General features: G+C 39.0%; 24 protein-coding genes and 2 pseudogenes. 8 read left to right on the top strand and 18 right to left on the bottom strand.

Annotated elements, in window-relative coordinates:
* A pseudogene (locus HUN22_RS06995) lies at positions 1–201 on the top strand (NMCC_0638 family (lipo)protein); the annotation flags it as partial.
* A gap of 74 nt (positions 202–275) precedes the next feature.
* Here HUN22_RS06995 and HUN22_RS06990 read toward each other — a convergent pair.
* Positions 276–1,649, bottom strand: a complete 1,374-nt coding sequence (locus HUN22_RS06990; RefSeq protein ID WP_174727461.1) for a dihydrolipoyl dehydrogenase — start codon at positions 1,647–1,649, stop codon at positions 276–278.
* Between the two features lie 146 nt (positions 1,650–1,795).
* Here HUN22_RS06990 and HUN22_RS06985 point away from each other — a divergent pair, with 146 nt between their 5' ends.
* The gene (locus HUN22_RS06985; protein WP_174727459.1) at positions 1,796–3,271 is read left to right on the top strand and encodes an Ig-like domain-containing protein; all 1,476 of its coding nucleotides are present in this window, start codon (positions 1,796–1,798) and stop codon (positions 3,269–3,271) included.
* A gap of 36 nt (positions 3,272–3,307) precedes the next feature.
* Here the strand turns inward: HUN22_RS06985 and HUN22_RS18430 are convergent, their stop codons facing one another.
* Positions 3,308–3,412 carry a lipoprotein gene (locus HUN22_RS18430; protein WP_438839287.1) on the bottom strand — a complete coding sequence of 35 codons (105 nt, stop codon included), beginning with the start codon at positions 3,410–3,412 and terminating at the stop codon, positions 3,308–3,310.
* A gap of 151 nt (positions 3,413–3,563) precedes the next feature.
* Positions 3,564–3,899: a TIGR01244 family sulfur transferase gene (locus HUN22_RS06980; protein WP_002116083.1), complete on the bottom strand. Its 336-nt coding sequence runs from the start codon at positions 3,897–3,899 to the stop codon at positions 3,564–3,566.
* Positions 3,900–4,088: 189 nt separating this feature from the next.
* Between HUN22_RS06980 and HUN22_RS06975 the strand changes: the two genes are divergently transcribed.
* Genes HUN22_RS06975 through HUN22_RS06965 form a run of 3 tightly spaced genes read left to right on the top strand, consistent with a single transcriptional unit; the run spans position 4,089 to position 5,841 of the window.
* The gene (locus HUN22_RS06975; RefSeq protein ID WP_174727456.1) at positions 4,089–4,985 is read left to right on the top strand and encodes an alpha/beta hydrolase; all 897 of its coding nucleotides are present in this window, start codon (positions 4,089–4,091) and stop codon (positions 4,983–4,985) included.
* Positions 4,986–5,423: a thioredoxin TrxC gene (gene trxC, locus HUN22_RS06970; protein ID WP_003655112.1), complete on the top strand. Its 438-nt coding sequence runs from the start codon at positions 4,986–4,988 to the stop codon at positions 5,421–5,423. It begins immediately after the preceding gene.
* A gap of 1 nt (position 5,424) precedes the next feature.
* Positions 5,425–5,841 (top strand): acyl-CoA thioesterase, encoded by a 417-nt coding sequence (locus tag HUN22_RS06965; protein ID WP_174727453.1) that lies wholly within the window; start codon positions 5,425–5,427, stop codon positions 5,839–5,841.
* Positions 5,842–5,911: 70 nt separating this feature from the next.
* On the opposite strand, the gene HUN22_RS06960 is transcribed toward HUN22_RS06965, so the two are convergent.
* The 3 genes from HUN22_RS06960 to HUN22_RS06950 all read right to left on the bottom strand — a co-directional run bounded on the left by HUN22_RS06960 (position 5,912) and on the right by HUN22_RS06950 (position 7,512).
* Positions 5,912–6,418: a nuclear transport factor 2 family protein gene (locus tag HUN22_RS06960; RefSeq protein WP_174727450.1), complete on the bottom strand. Its 507-nt coding sequence runs from the start codon at positions 6,416–6,418 to the stop codon at positions 5,912–5,914.
* Positions 6,419–6,494: 76 nt separating this feature from the next.
* Positions 6,495–6,989: a DUF4442 domain-containing protein gene (locus HUN22_RS06955; protein WP_016143039.1), complete on the bottom strand. Its 495-nt coding sequence runs from the start codon at positions 6,987–6,989 to the stop codon at positions 6,495–6,497.
* A 34-nt stretch (positions 6,990–7,023) separates the two neighbouring features.
* Complete coding sequence (locus tag HUN22_RS06950; protein ID WP_016143499.1) at positions 7,024–7,512, bottom strand: YajQ family cyclic di-GMP-binding protein; 489 nt, start codon at positions 7,510–7,512, stop codon at positions 7,024–7,026.
* A gap of 91 nt (positions 7,513–7,603) precedes the next feature.
* On the opposite strand from HUN22_RS06950, the gene HUN22_RS06945 reads away from it, so the two are divergent.
* The gene (locus HUN22_RS06945; RefSeq protein ID WP_019457454.1) at positions 7,604–7,918 is read left to right on the top strand and encodes a rhodanese-like domain-containing protein; all 315 of its coding nucleotides are present in this window, start codon (positions 7,604–7,606) and stop codon (positions 7,916–7,918) included.
* 36 nt (positions 7,919–7,954) lie between these two features.
* On the opposite strand, the gene mnmC is transcribed toward HUN22_RS06945, so the two are convergent.
* Genes mnmC through HUN22_RS06925 form a run of 4 tightly spaced genes read right to left on the bottom strand, consistent with a single transcriptional unit; the run spans position 7,955 to position 11,288 of the window.
* Positions 7,955–9,826: an FAD-dependent 5-carboxymethylaminomethyl-2-thiouridine(34) oxidoreductase MnmC gene (mnmC, locus tag HUN22_RS06940; protein WP_174727446.1), complete on the bottom strand. Its 1,872-nt coding sequence runs from the start codon at positions 9,824–9,826 to the stop codon at positions 7,955–7,957.
* Between the two features lie 23 nt (positions 9,827–9,849).
* Positions 9,850–10,332 carry a hypothetical protein gene (locus HUN22_RS06935; protein WP_174727443.1) on the bottom strand — a complete coding sequence of 161 codons (483 nt, stop codon included), beginning with the start codon at positions 10,330–10,332 and terminating at the stop codon, positions 9,850–9,852.
* 4 nt (positions 10,333–10,336) lie between these two features.
* A complete protein-coding gene (locus HUN22_RS06930; protein WP_031949321.1) occupies positions 10,337–10,639 on the bottom strand; it encodes a YciI family protein in 303 nt (100 codons plus the stop codon).
* A gap of 34 nt (positions 10,640–10,673) precedes the next feature.
* On the bottom strand, positions 10,674–11,288 hold the full coding sequence (locus HUN22_RS06925; protein ID WP_016143496.1) for a septation protein IspZ: 615 nt from the start codon (positions 11,286–11,288) through the stop codon (positions 10,674–10,676).
* Positions 11,289–11,332: 44 nt separating this feature from the next.
* Here HUN22_RS06925 and HUN22_RS06920 point away from each other — a divergent pair, with 44 nt between their 5' ends.
* Positions 11,333–12,184 carry a PHP domain-containing protein gene (locus tag HUN22_RS06920; RefSeq protein WP_174727440.1) on the top strand — a complete coding sequence of 284 codons (852 nt, stop codon included), beginning with the start codon at positions 11,333–11,335 and terminating at the stop codon, positions 12,182–12,184.
* A gap of 5 nt (positions 12,185–12,189) precedes the next feature.
* On the opposite strand, the gene HUN22_RS06915 is transcribed toward HUN22_RS06920, so the two are convergent.
* Both HUN22_RS06915 and radC read right to left on the bottom strand, forming a co-directional pair.
* Complete coding sequence (locus HUN22_RS06915; RefSeq protein WP_005064169.1) at positions 12,190–13,101, bottom strand: bestrophin family protein; 912 nt, start codon at positions 13,099–13,101, stop codon at positions 12,190–12,192.
* A gap of 61 nt (positions 13,102–13,162) precedes the next feature.
* Entirely contained in the window at positions 13,163–13,882 is a 720-nt protein-coding gene (gene radC / locus HUN22_RS06910) for a RadC family protein (protein ID WP_080648585.1), read from the bottom strand.
* 99 nt (positions 13,883–13,981) lie between these two features.
* On the opposite strand from radC, the gene coaBC reads away from it, so the two are divergent.
* Entirely contained in the window at positions 13,982–15,235 is a 1,254-nt protein-coding gene (gene coaBC, locus HUN22_RS06905) for a bifunctional phosphopantothenoylcysteine decarboxylase/phosphopantothenate--cysteine ligase CoaBC (protein WP_002116235.1), read from the top strand.
* Between the two features lie 65 nt (positions 15,236–15,300).
* Here the strand turns inward: coaBC and secF are convergent, their stop codons facing one another.
* The 6 genes and pseudogenes from secF to HUN22_RS06875 all read right to left on the bottom strand — a co-directional run.
* A complete protein-coding gene (secF, locus tag HUN22_RS06900; RefSeq protein WP_014207646.1) occupies positions 15,301–16,266 on the bottom strand; it encodes a protein translocase subunit SecF in 966 nt (321 codons plus the stop codon).
* An 8-nt stretch (positions 16,267–16,274) separates the two neighbouring features.
* Positions 16,275–18,176: a protein translocase subunit SecD gene (gene secD, locus HUN22_RS06895; protein ID WP_174727437.1), complete on the bottom strand. Its 1,902-nt coding sequence runs from the start codon at positions 18,174–18,176 to the stop codon at positions 16,275–16,277.
* A 51-nt stretch (positions 18,177–18,227) separates the two neighbouring features.
* Entirely contained in the window at positions 18,228–18,557 is a 330-nt protein-coding gene (yajC, locus tag HUN22_RS06890) for a preprotein translocase subunit YajC (protein ID WP_174727433.1), read from the bottom strand.
* A gap of 97 nt (positions 18,558–18,654) precedes the next feature.
* Positions 18,655–19,788: a tRNA guanosine(34) transglycosylase Tgt gene (tgt, locus tag HUN22_RS06885; protein ID WP_174727430.1), complete on the bottom strand. Its 1,134-nt coding sequence runs from the start codon at positions 19,786–19,788 to the stop codon at positions 18,655–18,657.
* 152 nt (positions 19,789–19,940) lie between these two features.
* On the bottom strand, positions 19,941–20,510 hold the full coding sequence (locus HUN22_RS06880) for a LemA family protein (protein WP_174727427.1): 570 nt from the start codon (positions 20,508–20,510) through the stop codon (positions 19,941–19,943).
* An 84-nt stretch (positions 20,511–20,594) separates the two neighbouring features.
* Positions 20,595–20,918: pseudogene (locus tag HUN22_RS06875) on the bottom strand (hypothetical protein); the annotation flags it as partial.

The following is a 20,918-nucleotide window of genomic DNA, read 5'->3' as shown; positions in this document are numbered from 1 at the left end:
ATTCAGAAGAATTTGGAAAGTTGGTTGCCTCCAGAATCTACTGGCCTAACTTATAAAAAGGAAATATCTAAAGATAAAAATTTAACCACAACAAATTATATTATTTCTAAAGATGAAAAGGTTTTAGAGACATGGATTTATACTAGTTCATCTGAAAAGAATACTCCACTAGTCGCTGTTATTTCTCATCAAATGAATTAATTAGAGTAGAAAGAAAAGCAAACTGAAGTATAGAAGAGCCAATTTTAATTAATAAAGGGCTCTTCTAAAGTCGATTATATCAGCTGTCTACGCGCATGTTTTAGAGCAGTGCGAAGGCCTTCTTCTAAAGTCGGGTGATAAAAAGGCTTGTCTAGAATATCATTTAAAGTCAATTCTTCCCCGATCATCCAGCTTAATAAATGAGCCAGGTGTTCAGTTGCTTCTGTAAATAGCTCAGCACCCAGAAGTTTTTGGCTTCCTTTGTCTATATAAATTTCAATCGCACCTCTATTTTTCCCAAGAACTATAGCTCTACCTTGTCGTTCATAAGAAGCTTCACCTGTAATAAAGTCTATACCATTGTCTTTTAGTTGTTTATAACTTTGCCCGACGATCGCCATTTCAGGATGACTGAATACAATTCCTAATGGAGTAAGCGTTTTAACTGAATTAACCTGTGGATAGTTCAAACAGTTATAAACAACTTTTTTTCCTTCATGTGCCGCCTCATGTTGTAGTGGCGTTGAGGTATAAGCATCACCAACAACAAAAATTGGATAGGTCTCTAATTGCTTGGTTTTTGCATTTATGCGTAATGACTTAATATCTTTAAAAGAATCATCAATATTTTCTAGCTTTAAAGTATCAAGCAAACTTGAACGGCCTGTTGCAACTAGAACATATTCAACTTTGAGAGTTTTCTCTTTTTCTTCAAGTTTGTAATTTAATATGACACCCTCAGAATTACATTTAACTTCACTTGGTAAAATCTCGAATAGAATTTTTAACTCTTTCCCTAGCTCTTTTTGCGCAAGTTGTTGAAGTTTTGAGCTAGTCAGTATCCCAATTCGTTTACTGCGAGCAAATATAGTGGTTTCTACGCCCAAACGATGCAAGGCTTGCGCGATCTCAAGGGCAATAACACCACTACCAATTACCGCAATAGATTTAGGTAGTGTTTTTAATTCAAATATTTGATCTGTTGTTATAAGTCGATTACCGAGTTCTTGCTTCCATGTTTGATCATAATTAGGAGTTGAACCAACCGCCAGAATAAAACTTTTTGATTGGTACTGTTGCCCATTAACCTCTACAGTCTGCGCATCAATAAAATGTGCTTTACCAGAAACTTTATGCTCAGTCGGCCATTGTTCTACATCTTTTAAAGTTGCTTGTGTAAAACGATCACGTAAAGTTTGTACGTGCTGCATTACTTGATCAGTATTAATTTTTGCAGATACATTCAAAGCAACCTCTTGAGCATTTTGAATGTCAAACATACGGTTTGCTGTAGAGATGAGAACTTTACTTGGCATGCAACCTACACGAGCACACGTGGTATCCCATGGCCCATCATTTATAATTAAAATATTATTGGTATGTTTAACGGCTTCTTTATATGCACTAATACCGGCAGTACCTGCGCCAATAATAATAATATCGAACATTATAAATTCCATTATCTATGAATTTTTCATTTAACAGGTTACACAATAAAACATAATGTAATTTATGTTTACAGAGTGCGGTGAATATGATTACACTAATAATATAAATAATTAAAAATCTTATACCTTTAGGAAAGATTGGGGAAATGAAAAGTATGTATAAAAAACAACTTACCTTGAAGTTGTCGGTTATTGCTGTATCTATTATGTTAGCAAGTTGTGGAGGGGGTGGTGGTGATGGCTATTATCAAAATGGCTCATCAAATAATAACTCATCTGGCAGTAATAACGGTGGATCACAGCAAGACACTGCTACAGCTTTAAAGATCGAATTAGATAAATTATCAGTTGCAGCGACGAATGATACTTTAACAGTTACTGTTAGAGCTTTAGATGAAAATAAAGGTGGCGTTGCTGGTGCTAAAGTTCGATTGGCATTAGTTGATCTAACAAATAATGTATCTATAGAAGGAGTATCTATTCAAACTACAGATGCAGCAGGTAATGCTGTATATATTATAAAAACACCCAAAACATCGAGTTCAATAAATGATTTGGTGAAAAATGGCTTTAAATTAATAGCCTATACGAATAATGATACTCTTGTTCAAGAACAGACTGTGACAGTGACAGGCAGTAATAGTACGGTTGAAGCTGATACTACTAGCATTGTATTGTTTGATGCGACAAAAACTTCTCTAAACGTTAGAGGGGATCAGACAACAGTTACATTAACAGCTGTAGATGCAAATGGTTCCACTTTGGCGAATCAGGCGATTACACTCAAAGTTAATAACTCAGTTTTTAACGGTGTTAAATTTACACCAAATGCGACGCAGACAGATGCGAATGGACAGATCAGCTACACTTTATCTTTTAGTGAAAATCAAAGAAATTCCTCATATACTGCTGCAAAATTTGTGACAGATGATCTTGTCTTAGAAGCTAACTTTGGTCAATCAACGAAAATTTATACTTATAAACTTGATGTTGTTAATTCTGATGTACCAGTCGCAGTAGGTGCAATTGCTGTAGCATATAATCCGACAGCTATGGAAGATACAACGGATGGAGTCTATTACTATAAAAACATCTCAGTACAAGTAACTGATGTGGATGGTAAACCGATACCAAATCAAGATGTAGTCATGGGAGTTAATGCTCTTGCCTATTATAAAGGTATATTTGATTTTTTTGATACTTCTAATCCTGCAGATGGTAAACCAGATGAGTATCTTCCTGCTATCAGAGTCGCATGTACCTCACCAGTTCAAGCTGTAAATGTTAATGGTGATGTTATTAACCAATTAAAGCCCCTCAAAGAAAATTCTACAGTACAAGTAGTATCGTATATTAATAATGCTGGTACTGCTGCAACCAATAATAAATACACAACAAATGGGAACGGACGCTTTGACCTTAAGATTCAATATCCTAAAATTTATGCGTCTTGGCTAACGGTTCAGCTAACCGCTAAATCTACAGTTTCGGGAAGTTTAATTAAAGGGTCTACATCTCTTACTTTAGATTACTTGAAAAAGGATGTCACTGTTAGTGATCGTATTGCCCCGAATATATTAAGCCCATATGGAATAGATCCAAATTGTGCAAATGGTAAGTAATATAAAAAGAAGCAGCATGTAAGCTGCTTCTTTCTTTTAAAGGTGTGTACCCATACTTACACCTACTGTAGGCTTTACTTGCATTGATGAGCACGCTGTAACGATTAAACAGCTTAAAAGAACGAATATAAATTTATTCATAGAAAATTAATAAATGAATCTAAAGATTTAAATACTCTAAATTAATATTATTTTTAGTTCTGTTGAGTTAGTGAAGAGATATGCAAAATAATTTATCAAAAACCCTACTTTAAGGAAGAAATAGGGTTTTATATAATATGATTTATTAAAATTAGTCGTCTAATAAATCCATCTGTTTTGCTAATTGATATAGATTATTTGAACGGTTTCCTGTGCGGCAAAACATAAGTACAGGTTTTGGCAACTCGTTGTAATGGTTTGCGAAAGTACGTACATCAAGTTCTGTAATCTGCCCAGCTACAACAGGTTGATAAACGTAGTCTAAGCCTACTTGGCGTGCTGCTTCTTCAATTTGAGCACTTGTAGGTTGTTCTGGGCCGCCTTCCATATCTGGTCGATTATTAATAATCGATTTAAATCCTTTTTCTACAACTTGGCCAACATGCTCTGGACCAATTTGACCTGCGAAACCAACATTATCTGACATTTCGTCACTCCAAAATTTAACAAAACCTCTTATGCTGTATCATAGCATTAAGCTTAACCTGAGATACAAGACACTCTGGTGTTGTTCTGACTGAGAAAGTTATGTCTTATAGCTAAGTTATAAATTTTAAAAACGATCATCACGCTATTTTAAAATTGGTTATTCATATTTTATTTCAACGGAGCACATATGCACGCTTATACGGTTGAGCCTTTATATGTTCCATGTGGTCAAGAAACGATCGCAGCTGATTTTTATATTCCTAAAACAAATAAGAAATCTGCCGTAATTATTATGGCCCATGGTTTTGCTGCGTTGCGTCAATTTAAACTAATCCAATATGCTCAGCGGTTCGCTCAAGCAGGTTATGCTGTTATTTTGTTTGATTACAGATATTGGGGCGGCAGTACTGGCAAGCCTAGAGAAATGGTCTCCATCAATTCACAATTAGAAGATTGGAAGACGGTGATTCAGTATGCTTCGACTTGTAAACTCGTAGATAACCGAAGGATTGTGCTGTGGGGAACTTCTTTAAGTGGGGGATATGCGCTAAGCCTAGCTTCTGAGTTAAAGAATATTCAAGCGGTTTTAGTGCAAATTCCTTATGTAGATGGCGCTGAAACTGCCAAGCTCTATCCTTTGCAGCGCTATCCCCAAGCATTAAAGCTATCGAGTCAGGATTATATGGGATCAAAGATGGGGCTTAATCCAAAGAGGTTGCCTGTTGTTGATCAACATAACCTATGCTTTATGCCTACTGCAGATAGTTATTATGGCTATTTATCGATTGTGAATCCTGACTATTATTGGAGTGGTGAGGTTCCTGCACGTGTCTTTTTTAATCTGATGCGATACCGTCCAATCCAAGTTGTGCGCCAGATTAATATTCCTGTTTTATTTATTGCTGCTCAAAAAGATTCGCTTATTCCTATTGAGTCAAGCCGTGAAGCTGCGACAAATATTGCGCCTTTTGTGAGTTATCATGAGTGGGATATGAAACATTTTGATATCTATCACGGTTCATGGTTTGAAAAAGCAGTGACAACCCAATTAGAATTTTTACATCAGCATATAGGAGTGATGTAAATGATTATTGTATGTGCATCGTGTGGTGCTAAAAACCGAGTTCCGGAAGAAAAACTTCCAGAGCAACCAAGTTGTGGGCAATGTCATCAGCCATTATTACCGCTTGCACCTATTGAGCTAAATGAACAAAATTTTAGTAACTACATCACGAATAGTGATCTACCTATTCTTATAGATTTATGGGCAGAATGGTGTGGACCTTGTAAAATGATGGCTCCACATTTTGCGCAGGTCGCAAAACAGAATCCAGGCGTTATCTTTGCCAAGATTGATACCGAAGAATCTCCTCGCTTGAGCCAAGCTTTTCATGTGAGAAGTATTCCGACACTTGTCTTAATGAATAAAACGACAGAGGTCGCGCGTATTAGCGGTGCATTACGTGCGCCTGAATTGCAACAGTGGCTCGATCAACAACTTCAAACGAATTTCGGGAGCTAAGGTGTCAGAAGCTTATACCAAACCAGAAGGAATTTTATCCTTACAAACGATTACCATGCCAGCAGATACAAACTGGAGTGGTGATGTATTTGGTGGATGGATTGTGTCACAAATGGACTTGGCTGGAGCAATTCACGCAGAACGTTTCAGTCGTGGCCGTTGTGCTACGATTTCCATTAATCAAATGACCTTTTTGGTTCCGGTAAAAGTTGGCTTTGTCATTAGCTGCTATACCAAGATTTTAAAAGTTGGAAATACTTCTATTCAGATGCAAATTGAAGTTTGGGATAGTCATGATGACTCTCGTGAGCCAATACGCATTACGGAAGGAGTCTTTACCTTTGTAGCAGTAGATGTAAAAGGTAATAAGCGTCAAATACCCGAAGAAGCGAGACAAAAGTTCTTAGATACTCAATAAAACGTATAAAGCCTGAATATCAATATTCAGGCTTTAATTTTTAATTTCGACGAAGAACTCATTTTTAGGATTAAAACATCGTATTTGAATTTTTGCTTTGCTCAGGAATATTTTGTATCACATCCCAATGCTCTACGATTTTTCCATTTTCGACACGAAATATATCAATAATTGCTCTTCCTCGATCTTTTTCATTCTCAGTCGAATGGACATGTAAAACGACAAGATTACCTTCAGCAATTGCACGTTTAATCTCATTTTTAGCTTGCGGATTCTTCTGGAATTTTTCAGTGAAGAAATTAACAAAAGGTGCTTTGCCATCTGGCACATTAGGATTGTGCTGAATGTATTGTTGACCAATATAGCGGTCTGCATATTCTTTGACTTTATGTTTTAAAAAGACACCTTCATAAAAGTCGGTCACTATTCTTTTGTTTTGAGCACTTACTTTATCTGTAGATTCAGATTTGGTCGAAGTTACTTTACTGGTTTTAATGTGGGGTTCAGTCGCGTGAGAACTTATTGTTGTAAATATTAAACTGGTAAATAAAGAGGAAAGGATTAGTATTTTTTTCATTTTTAACCTCAAGATACAAAATATTAGTTTTATATCTTGAGGTAAATAACCATCTAAAAATACTTTAGATTAGTTATTATTTCTTACGTTTAGGTAACCATGCCCACAGCATTTGGCATTGAATTGGTTCATTGCCTGCATCATCAATCACAGTAACAGGAATCACAAGTTCACCCTTCTCATTATCTGCAATAAACTTTTGTTGTTCAGCAGACAATGTCGCTGTAGCAGTCAAACCGCCTTCAACCACTTTTAAATAATCTACGTGTAACGATTTGATTAATAAAATGCGATTATCAGGAATGTGTAAACCGGTTAGAAAGCCTGTTGCAGTTTCTGCTAAAAGAGCCATAGCCGCAGCATGCACTCCTTTAATATGATTCTGCATATTTTTTTGGTTATCTAAACGGACAATAACGTGGTTTGAGTCTACTTCCAGATAGCGAATATTTGCTGTACCCACCATTGGCACGATACGACCAAACGCCTTGCTCCAAAGCGTGCTCCGAATACCTTTAGGGAATTTTGAAGTTGCTTTTACCAGTTTTGATAGACGATTGGATTGAGACATGGGATTACCTTAGCTTTAAATGGCCGATAAGATATTAATCTTTAAAGTTATTAAACTGTAATGGCACACCGAATTGTTGTTCACGTAAAAAAGTCATGACTTGTTGTAGGGTGTCACGCTTTTTATCAGTCACACGAATTTTGTCGCCTTGAATAGAAGATTGCACTTTAACGCCACTTTCTTTAATGGCTTTATTAATTTTTTTTGCAGTATCAGAGTCAAGACCGTCTTTAAGTTTAATGACTTGTACAAAATTTTTGCCTGAAGCAGCAGCTTTTTGTGGATCAAGTGCTTGAACGTCAATTTTACGTTTATAAAAATGATTTTCTAACATGTTATAAACCTGTTCACACTGAAAATCACTTTCAGTGCTGATTTTAATCTCTTTATTTTTTTCGTTTATTTCAACTGAAACATCATGACCGCGGAAGTCAAAGCGTGTTGCAATCTCTTTTTGTGTGTTTTGAACCGCATGATTAACTTCAAATAACTCTAATTCAGAAACAATATCGAAAGAAGGCATGGTTTAGACCTTTACAAAGTGAAAGAATATTTGAGATGCTAAGAGGGTTTTCTTCATTTGCCAAGTGTTGTTTACATCAAAGGAGTGCACAATGATCCGTAAACAAGAAATTACAACATTTGAGTTCCCAGAAAATGCTGTTATCTGGGATGTCCGTGATTCAAGTGCTTATGCAGAAGGGCATGTTAAAGGTGCGATAAGTCGCCCGATTAATGATTTAAATGCTGATATTTTGAGCCAGGTCGCTGCGGATCAGCCGATTTATATTTTATGTGGTGGTGGTAGCAAAGCTCCTCGTGCAGCTGAGAAACTAGAAGACTTAGATGCCTCGCGTGAATATGTCGTGCTGATGGGGGGGACGCGTGCAGCTCGTGATGCAGGTTTACCTCTAGAGCAGGGCGCATAAAAAAAGCACCTTCGGGTGCTTTTTTATTGAAGTGAATTATTGTGATTTAAAATAAGGCTTTTTAGGTTTCACTTTCTTTTGGAACCGTTGAGGATTCAATTTTTGTAATAGGCGGTCTGGCACTGGACAAGCTTCTCCTAATATTTGAGCAACTAAGATTTCACTGCATAGCGGTGCAAAAAGAAAGCCTTTAGAGCCAAGCCCAGCAAAAGTAGCAATTCTGCTATTCTCCTGCATTTTTCCAACTAGAGGAAAATAATCCAAGCTTTGTGCCCGTATAGATGCACGCCCTTGCCATGTCGAAGGTAATGGTAACTTTTCAGCATATTCAGGGAATGCACTGTGGATTAATTCAAAGTTATGCACATGGTCTTCGATAAGTACATCTTGATCTTCACGATTTGGGTAGAAAGATGCACCTAAAATCATTTGTGAGGCATCAAGTTGCATACAATAGCCGCCATAGCTATAGGCTTTATTTAAAGGCAGGGGGGCAAACGTATTATCAACCCAGCTCACTTGTCCACGTATTGGTTTTAACTGTGGATAGCTTTCAAATAAAGCCGCACTTTCCCGCGCACAGCACACCACGACATGATCTACTTCTGCAATAATTTCATTGTTGGTTTGCAATTGAACTTTATTTTCAGAAGAAACAAGTGCTGTCACATGGGCAATTTTGAGATCGATAGATGGATGTTGCAAAATTTCATCACGTAATTGATGTGGTGAAACGGAACCTGCCTCGTTAAGTAAAATACTTGAATATGCAGTTTCAAGTGAGTTCACAGGGTGGGTAATTACCTGAGCTGGATATTGATTTACCAGATCAAGAAGTTGATCTGCATTTTTCAATGCAATTTGATGTATTTGTAGTGGACGGAATGCTTTGAAATTTTTATAAAAATTTAAAGCATGTTGCCAACTTAAGGTCATGAGATGTTCATGACTTTGTTCAATTGGACATAGTTTTGGATTAAGTAAAGCTAAAGGATTTCCAGAAGCGCCAGATAATGCTTCTGTTTGCTCATATAAGGTCACTTGATGTCCACGTGCTGCAATTGCCCACGCCGTGGTTAAACCAGCTACACCAGCCCCTACAATCGCAATATGCTGTTGCTTTGTACCGGATGAGGTTTGCGCTAATGATAATGACTCATCATCAATTTCAGGCAGTTTCCAGACCGCTTTAAGCATTTCTCGTTTATGTCCAAAACCACGTGGACGAGAAATATCGATACCGTGTGCTTTTAATCCCCGTTTTAAAATACCAGCGACACTAAAAGAGGCAAATGTAGTGCTATAGTCAGAAAAACGGACAATATTGTTTAAAACGTTTTGTTCCCACATGTCTGGATTACATGAAGGTGCAAAGCCATCTAAAAACCATGCATTCACAGCTTTAGTTTTAGCCATGCTTGGGAAAATCTCTTGCGCATCGCCAAGCCATAGATCGATGCTAAAACGTTCTTTAGGGAACGTTAAGCGATGACATCCAGCAATGGGCAGGGGATATTGTTCAATTAACTGCTCTGCAAGTGGTTTAAGCTCATCCCAGACATTTAAAGCGCGAATAAGATCAGCTTTACTTAATGGAAACTTTTCAACGCTAATAGCATGTAAATGGCTTTGATTATTGGGACGAACTTGCTGCCAAAGCTGCCAGAGTGCAAGAATATTTAAACCTGTACCAAAACCGGTTTCTCCTACACTGAAATATTCAAAATCTTTTAAATTGGCTAGTCGTTCTGATAAGTCGTTACCATTTAGAAAAACATGTCGTGTTTCAAGCAAGCCATTATCTTTAGAGAAGTAGACATCACCAAATTGTTTGGAAATGGGAATCTCGATACCATCGATGACTTCCCAGTCCAGTTCAGCTGTTTGGATACGGTTTGATACGTTCATTGAGTTTAATAGATCGCTTGGAATTACCACTGGCGTCGACGTTTTGTATGAATATAACTAGCAATAAAGAAACCTAGCAATACGCCACCCGCTAAGGTAACAGCGCCATATAAAAACATTTGAGCACTTCGTTCGCTTTGTAAGACTTGAACCTGAACAGAGAGATTATCATTTTTTAGCTGTAACTCTTGGTTCTGGGCCAGTGCTTCAAGGTTGGCATGTTCTAGCTGTTTTAAGCGAGATGCCTGATCTTGAACTAAGGCTTTGATTTTTGCATCTTGCTGTTGTTTGTTCTTTGCAATCTGTTCTGCTGTAAGTGGTTTTGTTGCAGTTGATGCTGTCATCGCTGCTGTTTTGACTCCAGTTGCAGATGTTGGAGCTGGTTTAGCAGCTTGAGTTGAAGGCGCATTTGGAGAAGGCGTTGCTGGTGTCGCAGCAGGTTCAACTGCTCCGGCAGTTGAACATATCAAACACAAGCCAAGAAAGCTTTTGATTGCAAGCTGCATGCGATTACCCTTTTGGAAATGCTTTATTAAACGGTTTTACATCAACGTGTGCATAAATGCCTTCTTTAACAAATGGCTCTTCTTTTAACCATTCATCTAATGCTTCGCGACTGTCGAACTCAACAATCATGGTGCTGCCATAGAAGCCTGCTTGCAAATCATTAGGATCTTTTGGCATAGCACCCGCTGTAACTAGGCGGCCTTCATCATCGAGTTTTTGTAAACGTTCGATATGCTGAGGGCGTACTGCCAAGCGTTTTTCTAAAGTTCCTTCGTTATCGGTACAGCTTAGAACAAAAAAAGGCATGTAATCGTATCTCTATAATCAATCTGGAAGCATTTTAAGCGTCTGGTGACTTAAAATGTTTACGTAAAATAATGAACTGAATAATGATAAATGAAAACATCACAATCATGTCACCAAATGCAGTAAATTCGCCCCAATATTTTCCGCCTTGAAATAAAAATGCGAAGAATACATGCAGACAAGACATCACAACAAACATTGCTGCCCAAGCGAAGTTAAGATTTTTCCAACCTTTTTCACTCAAATCTAAAATAGGGTCAAATAAGCGTTGAATGAGTGGCTTACGGTCTTTACCAAACCAAGGAGATACCAAGAATGCGCCAGCGAAAACTAAATTTAAAATCGCAGCCTTGAGACGAATATAGAAATCGTCACTTAACATGAGGGTAATGCCACCAAAAATGATAGTCATAAACAATACAAACCACTGTTGTTTATCTAGACGAAATTTTTGGAAAACAAATAGGGCACCATATACCACAAGCATTGAAATAATTAAGCCAGTCGTCGCTACAAGAATATTATTATTATCGACACCACCAGCAGACCCGATCAGTTTCAGTAAAGGATGCTGGGTGTCAGTTGGATCAACTGTTTTATATAAATAGAAGAAAATAATTAATGGAACAAAGTCCAGAAGTGCTTTCATGTTAGAGTATCTGATCAGGTTTGGCGAATGGCATAGTATAAAAGATGCAAGGCATAGATTTACATACACATAGCAATATTTCTGATGGAACTTTGTCTCCAGAATTACTAGTGCAAGCTGCTATTGATGTAAACTTGCATACACTGGCTTTAACTGATCATGATACAATGGATGGGTTGCAGCGTGCAAAAATTGCTGCGCAAGGCCATGATTTAAATATTATTTCTGGCGCAGAGATTTCAAGTCAGTGGTCGCGACCAACCACCAAAAAGAGTTATGGGGTACATATTGTTGCTTTAAATATGCAAGATGAAGCACCAATTTTAGAAGCATTAGAACAACAAAAAAGAATTAGGGCGCAAAGAGCTAAAGTGATTTGTGAACTGCTTGAAAAATGTATTGGTTTTCAGATTTATGATGATGTTCTTGCAAAAGTAGAAGATCAGGCAGACAGAGTAACAAGAACTCACATTGCTAAAACATTGGTCGAAAAAAATGTTGTGGCTCGTCCTCAACAAGCATTTGACCGTTTCTTAAAAGAAGGAAAGCGTGCCTTTGTAAAGTTCGAAGGCTTAGGATTAAAAGAAACTATTGATATGATTCATCAAAGTAAAGGGTTTGCCATATTAGCTCACCCGACACGTTATGATTTATCTGCAACTAACGTTCGCTATTTAATCGAATTGTTTGCAACTTCAGGTGGAGATGCAATTGAGTTACCTCTACCTATGGAACCTCTATCTACTCGCCAAATGATTGACCGCATGATTGAACAATATCAGTTGGCGGTTTCAATTGGCAGTGATTTTCATGGTGAAAATATGCCATGGATTAAACTCGGAAATACGCCCAAACCCACTGATAAGCAGCACGGGATTTGGGAACGTTTTCTTTAAACTTTTTACAATAAGTTGTTGTCTTGAGCCTGAATAGGTGGTGGGGTAGGTTTACCGAGTGTCCCTAACAGTTCAATCTCGATACTACGTACCATAGCATCTAGCGGCAAATCATTACTTTGAGTACCGAATGGTTCTTCAATTTCAGAACTTAGTGCATCCAGACCTAAGAATGTGTATGCCAAAATCCCCACCAATAAAGGCGTTGCTAATCCAAGCAATGAACCCAGACTAAACGGCAACATAAAACAGAAAAAATAGACTGTGCGGTTGAGTAAAACTGAATAAGCAAATGGAATAGGTGTATTGGCAATTCGGTCACAGCCAGTCTGGACGACGCTTAAGTCAGCAACATTTTTATTCATTTGTGCATAAATGATGTCAGAGATTTCACCTTCTTTAAGCGCTTGCAACAATTCCCAGTGAATGAGGCTGAGTGTGTACTGAGGGGCGTTATTTTGTTGGTAGAGTTGAGTGAGTGCTTGCTGACTCATACCACTGGTTTGTATTAACTCAGTTGGATTCGCCGTTTGGCGACGTAAACGGTCACGTAATACATTTGCGAAAACAATCACGTGTTGAATCACACGCTCACGGCGAGCTTGAGTTAAAATGCGACAGTCTCGGTCAAAATGACGCGAAGTTGCAATCAAAACGCCCCATAATTTTCGGGCTTCCCACCAACGGTCATAACACGCAGTATTTTTAAATCCTAGGAAAATAGAAAGTACGACACCAATGAGTGTAAAGCCAACCAAAGGAATCTCTGGAAAGCGATAAAGATTGATGTATTCCACTCCACCAATAATTGCCGAGATCAGCATTACAACGCCTAGGGAGGGTAAAATTTTGGGTAAAATTGTCCCTCGCCAAGAGAATAATACTTTGAAAATACTAGGCTGTTCCCGAACAATCATTTTATTTTAAACGTCGCTATTTTTGTTTTGATCTTCTAGGCTTAGTCGTACTTTGTCAATATCATTGAACTGATATTGTTGGTGGGTTGAGCAGTTGTTGTTCAGCAAAGGAGAAGCTCCCTTCTGGTGAGATAATAAAATGGTCGAGCAGACGAATTTCGACAAGCTGACAAGCCTGTTCAAGCTGCTGAGTTAAGGCTATATCTTCCGAAGATGGTTGTGGTGAGCCAAAGGGATGATTGTGAGCAATAACGAGCTGACAAGCATGTTGTTGTAATGCGTATCTTAACGTTTGATTGACCGAAACCGCACAATGCTGAACTGAACCAAAGAATAGCTTTTTAAAATGGAGTTTTCTGAGTTCAGGGTCTAGACACAAGACCGCAAAAACTTCTTGTTTCTCACCCTTTAATTCGTAGCGCAGATAATCCAAAACTAAGTCAGATGAATGAAGGCTGAGATTATTTTTTTGAAAATGATGATCGAGATAACGCCGTCCTAGTTCTTTGACTGCCAGTAATTGTGAATATTTCGTTGCTCCAATCCCATTAAATTGAGTTAACTCACTTAATGGCGCATCAAACACTGCATTAAGGCTACCAAAATGTTGAATAAGTAAACGTGACAATTCGACTGCTGAATGTTGCCGTGAACCTGAGCGAAGAAAAATCGCCAGCAGTTCTGCATCTGATAGACTTTGTGGACCTTGTTGTAATAACCGTTCTCTTGGCCGTTCTTGTTCAGGCCAATTTTTAATGGAAGTATTCATATTCCCCAACATTATTCGCTTAAAATTTTATTTTGTTTGCCCAATCAATCTTGGGTCTGCGCGTATTTAATGCTATTGTGAGCGCCACTGCAACAGAAAGGTATCCTGTTCGTGAGCTTTGATCTAAGCGTTATTCCTCATAAAAACATTGTTTTAGCTGTTACTGGCGGAATTGCTGCCTATAAAAGTGCCATTTTAGTCCGCCGCCTCAAAGATTATGGCTTTGACGTGCGAGTGGTGATGACACATGGTGCTCAGGCATTTATTACCCCACTAACTTTTCAGGCTCTTTCTGGTAATCCTGTTCATACTGAACTTCTAGACCCGGCGGCTGAAGCGGGTATGGGACATATTGAATTAGCGCGTTGGGCTGATTTATTACTAGTCGCACCTGCAAGCTGTGACACATTGGCTAAATTTGCGAATGGTTTGGCAGATGATTTACTCAGTACAGTGTTTTTGGCAACAAAATCTCCTGTCTGGGTAGCTCCGGCGATGAACCAGCAAATGTGGGCGGCTAAAGCAACTCAGCGAAATTTACAAACCTTAGTCGAAGATGGCGTACATGTGATCATGCCGGATGCGGGTGAGCAGGCTTGTGGTGATGTCGGCCTAGGCCGTATGCCTGAGCCAGAAGAAATTGCTCGCCAAGTCGCTGGCTATTTCCATCAAGCTCAACGTGCCATCGCTGAGAAATTTGGACTGTTGGCTGGTAAGCGAGTAGTTATTACTGCTGGGCCAACACGTGAAGCGATTGACCCTGTCCGTTATATCTCAAACCATAGTACTGGAAAAATGGGCTTTGCTTTAGCCGCTGCTTGTTATGCTGCTGGCGCGCAAGTGACTCTGATTGCTGGACCTGTAAGTTTAGATACGCCAAATGGTGTTCAACGTGTAAATGTCGCCTCAGCACGACAAATGCTTGACGTCAGTATGAGTTCTCTAGAAACAGGCTGCGATATTTTTATTGCAACTGCCGCAGTCGCCGACTATCGCGTAGCAGAAGTTGCTGAGCATAAGATTAAGAAAGCAGGGGATGAGTTGAACGTTTCCCTTGTAAAAAATCCGGATATTGTGGCAACAATCGCAGGTCAGGAAAAACGTCCATTTATGGTGGGCTTTGCAGCTGAAACACAAAATGTTGAGGAATATGCGGCAGGGAAACTGGTTGCTAAAAAACTAGACATGATTGCCTGCAATGATGTATCACGTGCTGATATTGGATTTGCTTCTGATGAGAATGCGATGACAGTTTTCTTTGCTGAAAGCTATCACATGAAAAAGCGTGAGTTAGAGAAAGCATCTAAACAGGAAATTTCTCAACAATTGGTTGAAGCTATTTCGGATGCATTACGCCGTAAATAATTTTTGAATCAAATAAAAAAACCGCGAATGAATCGCGGTTTTTTTATATGTCTTGGTTTAGACAATCAAGGAATTTCATCCTCAAATTCAGGTTTAACCTGAACGATGAAGTCTTGACGGTTAAGACCACGCCACAATGCAAATGCAGTACCGATATAAATCGAAGAATAAGTACCAACAAATACACCAACAAACATTGCCACAGAGAACCAGTGTAGACCATCACCACCTAAGAACATCATCGCTAGAACAACTAGCAATAGCGTCATTGATGTATGAATGGTACGACGTAAAGTCTCAGTTAAAGCAATATCGACGATTTCACGAGGAGTCGCACCGCGAATTTTACGGAAATTTTCACGGATACGGTCTGACACTACAATGTTATCGTTAAGCGAGAAACCAATAACAGCAAGTACCGCAGCTAACACTGTAAGGTCAAATGGCCATTGGAATAATGCAAAAGCACCAATGATAATGATGATGTCGTGGAATAAAGACATTACGGCACCCATCGCGAGTTTAAATTCAAAGCGAATGGTTACGTAGATCAACATTAGGATAAGTGCAAGTGCAACCGCACCAGCAGAACGAACATAGAGTTCATTACCAACTTGACCACCTACAGAGTCCACTTTATGAACTTCGGCAGCATTATTCGGTAATTGTACAGCCTTAGTGATCGCGTTATTAAGATCTTCAACCTTAACTTCTTGTACTGGCATACGCACAAGTAAATCTTTATTACTACCTAAGGTTTGTACTACAGCATCTTTAAAACCGGCTTTATCGAGCGCCTGAATAACTTCTGACTGATTGGCTGGTTGAGCATAGTTAAGCTCAGCTGAAACACCACCTGTAAAGTCCAAACCGAGGTTAAGACCTTTAGTCGCAATAAAGAAAATACTTGCCAAAGTAATAAGGATCGAGAAGATTGCCGCAGGTTTAGCAATCTTCATGAACGGGATGATTTTTGCATCATCCGGACGACCATATTGTTTTGAATCTTGTTGAGTCACTTTAGTCATCATCGATCTCCTTAAATGCTCAACTTTTTCAAATTACGGCGTTTACCATAAATGATTTGTACGATTGCACGAGTTACTGTAATTGCAGTAAACATCGAACAAATAATACCGATCATTAATGTTACGGCGAAACCTTTAATTGGGCCTGTACCAATTGCAAACAGAATGAATGCAACGAGGAACGTGGTTAAGTTCGAGTCAAAAATGGTGTTATAGGCTCGATCATAACCGGCCACAATGGCCTGTTTGGGTGAGGCCCCCCAGAGTATTTCTTCTCGGATACGCTCGCATATCAATACGTTCGCATCGACCGCCATACCAATGGTAATAACGATACCTGCAATACCTGGTAAGGTGAGGGAAGCTCCAATCCATGACATAACGGTTAAAATCATTGCCAAGTTAAACACAAGAGCAAAGTTAGCGATTAAACCGAATACACGGAAGAAAACCACCATCCAGATTGCAACGAGCAAGAAGCCGATTTGAGTAGATAGTACACCTTTATCAATGTTTTCTTGACCAAGGCTTGGACCCACTACACGCTCTTCAACAAAGTACATTGGCGCAGCCAAAGCACCCGCACGAAGCATTAATGCAAGTTCAGACGCTTCTTGAGGAGAACTTAAACCGGTAATACGGAAAGTCGAACCCAAAACAGCCTGAACTGTTGCAGCATTAATGACTACAGACTCAGTGTATGGCGTACGAACTTCTGTCTGTGCACCAGTTTTTGGGTCTGTGACATAGTTAATTTTTTGCTTGTTCTCGATGAACAATACCGCCATGCGTTTACCAACAGCATTACGGGTTGCATCGGACATCAGCTTACCGCCAGCACTGTCGAGTGTAATATTTACTTCGGCACCGCCAGAGTCCTGACTAAAGCCAGAGCTTGCATTTTGAACACGCTCACCAGTCAAGATTCGGTTACGTTGCAACAAGAGTTGACGGCCGCTATCTAAAGACTCATAAGCAAAAACTTCTGTACCCGGAGGTAAGGGTTGACCATTATATTTACCCGTATATGGATCAATATATTGATCATTTAAGTCAGAAACTAAACGGAATTCGAGATTCGCTGTACGTCCTAAAACACGTTTAGCTTCAGCAGTATCTTGTACACCTGGTAATTCAACAACAATACGGTTGCTACCCTGACTTTGTACCAATGCTTCTGCAACACCCAGTTCGTTAATACGATTACGTAATGTTGTTAAGTTCTGATTTACCGCATATGACTGAATTTCTTGGCGACGTACATCGGTATAAGTAAGCTTTAAAGTAGAACCTGTAGAGCTTGCTAATGCCTGTTGGGTATATTCATTACCATTACGGCGTAAAAAATCCATTGCTGCATCACGGTCAGCATTGTCAGCAAATTGAACAGTGATCACATTATTCGTTAATGCAAGACTGTTAAATTTGATCTTGTTTTCACGGAACTGACGACGCAAATCCGTGGCAGAAGTTTCCATACGTTGGGCAACGGCTTTGTCCATATCTACTTCAAGCAAGAAGTGGACACCACCACGTAAGTCCAAACCAAGTTTCATTGGTTTTGCCCCAATTTTTTGCAACCATTCTGGTGTGGTTGGTGCAAGGTTTAGGGCAACAACATATTGATCACCTAAGTCACGACGTAATACTTCTTTTGCCTTCAATTGTGCTTCAGATGAACTGACACGCAATAGGGCAGCATTATTTGTAAAAGTATTGTCATGGCTTGCAATATTTGCTGTTTTTAAAATTTGCTCTGCTTTTTTCACCACACTTTGATCAATTTGGGTACCAGCTTTGGCACCGGAAATTTGAACAGCGGGCTCATCCGGATATAGACTCGGCAGTGCGTATAATGTACTGATTACCAGAACAACCAGAATCAGTAAATATTTCCATGCAGGGTAACGCATTCGCTTTCTTCTTAAATGAAAAAGCCGTGCTAAAGCACGACTGTTTTATGATTAAAGGTTATTTAGAGTGCCTTCAGGTAATACTGAAATTACGCTGGCACGCTGAATTTTTACTTCTACACCACGACTAAGTTCAACAACTGCATAGTCACCCTCAATTTTGGTCACTTTGCCCATTAAACCACCAGCAAAAACAACTTCGCTACCTACACCTAAGCTTTCGATTAAGGTGCGGTGTTCTTTAGCGCGTTTTGCTTGAGGACGCCAAATTAAGAAATAAAAGATTGCAACGAATACGACAATCATCAAGATGTTTGGCAAAATACCATTAGTTGGACCAGCTGCCGGTGCTGCATGAGCAGCAGAAATTAAAAAGCTCATTTTGATTTCCTAAAGTTAAAAATATGAGTCAGATAACTGACATAATCCTAGTTCGTTTTGCAATTTACCTTGTCTTGAGGTTGAGCGCAAATCTGGCTTATTCATCAATTGGACATGGTGGAACTTCTAAACCACGGCGGGCATAAAAGTCCTGAACAAATTCGTCAAATGTGCCATTGTCTAATGCATCACGCATACCTTCAGTCAAACGTTGGTAATAACGTAAGTTATGAATAGTACCGAGCATAGATGCCAGCATTTCTCCACATTTTTCAAGATGGAATAGATAGGCACGGGTAAAGTTCTTACAAGTGTAGCAATCGCAATGTGGATCGAGCGGGCTCTGGTCATGGCGATATTTGCTATTACGAATACGTACCAGACCATCAGTGACAAAATAATGACCGTTTCGCGCATTACGAGTCGGCATTACACAGTCAAACATATCGACACCACGGCGCACCGCTTCAACGATATCTTCTGGTTTACCAACGCCCATCAAATAACGCGGTTTGTCATGTGGCATTTTATTTGGTAGATAATCTAAAACTTTGATCATCTCTTCTTTAGGTTCACCTACAGATAAACCGCCAATTGCGTAACCGTCAAAACCGATTTCTAAAAGGCCATTTAAAGACTCATCGCGTAAGTCTTCATACATGCCACCTTGAATAATGCCAAATAACGCATTGTGATTTTTGAGCTCATCATGGTGATGGGTTTTACAACGTTTTGCCCAGCGTAAAGAAAGCTGCAATGATTTTTGAGCTTCTTCATGTGTCGCAGGGTAAGGCGTACACTCATCAAAAATCATCACGATGTCAGAGTTCAATACCTGCTGAATTTCCATAGAAATTTCAGGTGATAAAAATACTTTTGAACCATCAATCGGGGAGCGGAAAGTAACACCTTCCTCTTTGATTTTGCGCATTGCGCCAAGACTAAAAACTTGGAAACCGCCAGAGTCAGTCAAAATTGGCTTATTCCATTTAATAAAGTCATGCAAACCACCGTGTTCTTTAATCACTTCAAGACCCGGGCGCAAATATAGATGGAACGTATTTCCTAAAATAATTTGTGCCTGAATGTCTTCGATGTCACGAGGTAACATGCCTTTGACTGTGCCGTAAGTCCCCACTGGCATAAAAACAGGTGTTTCAACAACACCATGTTCTAAAGTTAAACGACCACGACGGGCGCGCCCCGACTGACCTAATTTTTCAAACTTCATCTAAAAATCCTGAACACGAGCAGAGGCGAAGAAACAGTTCGCTGCTAAAAAGAGGGCTATTTTCCTTGATTCTGCGACGTAGTTCTACTACTAAATGTAGCTGGTTATAAAATAGATAAATTTCCGATAGTTTAGAGACTATTTTCTTCCTACTAAAAATTAGGTTTATAGTCAAAATTCTCATTCACGAGATTATCTCTAAAAGGACGAATCGCTTTCTTGGATAAGGTTAAGGTGTTAATGATATTATTAGGAAATACTTCAATCTGGTTATTGAACAGCTCAACATTACGGTTAAAAATGCTAATTGCTGCACCCACATTTTCGTTTTGTTCCTGAATGTCATCCATCATCTTGCTATAGAGTGAATCGGCTTTAAGCTCCGGGTAGTTTTCAACAACAACGTTTAAGCTTCGAATAAGTTCTTGGCTCATTTTCTCGATCTGTTGTAGCTGAGAAATATCAGTGTTATTCACATTTAAATTAAGAATTTGTTGACGTAATTGAGTAACCTTTTCTAATGTCGATTTTTCAAATTGAGTATATTGATTGAGCGTTGATTCGAGAGATTCCAAGGTTTTTACTTTTTGACGCTCGAAATTGGCAACTTCAGCCCAAGCTCTTTTAGTCGCATTAAAGTAACGTACGATGGTGTTACGAATGTGAACGCCCCAGACGATCAGTACAACAAATATCCCCAAGAAAATAAATAAACCAGTCATGGTCAGTTCCTTATTGTTATTCCCTCAGTGTACCTTTTGACTTCTCATTTTTTAATGAGACTGCAATCAAGTAATACGAGAGATTTATTTAATTAAGTTCAACATTAATTGCTGAAATTTTTCATATTGTGGCATGGTCATGGTACGTAAATGCCCACGCAATGCTGAAACATCATGAATTTCACTTTGTTTACTGGTGGTCTGAAAAAGATTTTGCTCACCCAGATAACACAAAATTTGTTCTTCGTGATGATAAATTAAATCACCTTTAAAGTGCTGAAAAAAATCATTTAATTTTAAAGTTAAACTCGGACTAACCTCTTTGGCTAACTGGTGTTGATTAACCCCAAAAATATTAAGTTCTTGGTTAATTAAAATATCGCTACTTTGCCATTTACTGCTGTAGGG

The sequence above is a fragment of the Acinetobacter lactucae genome (assembly GCF_013344765.1).
GTDB lineage: Bacteria > Pseudomonadota > Gammaproteobacteria > Pseudomonadales > Moraxellaceae > Acinetobacter > Acinetobacter lactucae_A.
The sequence above is the reverse complement of the archived record's forward strand: the minus strand, read 5'-3'. Positions and strand labels throughout refer to the sequence as shown.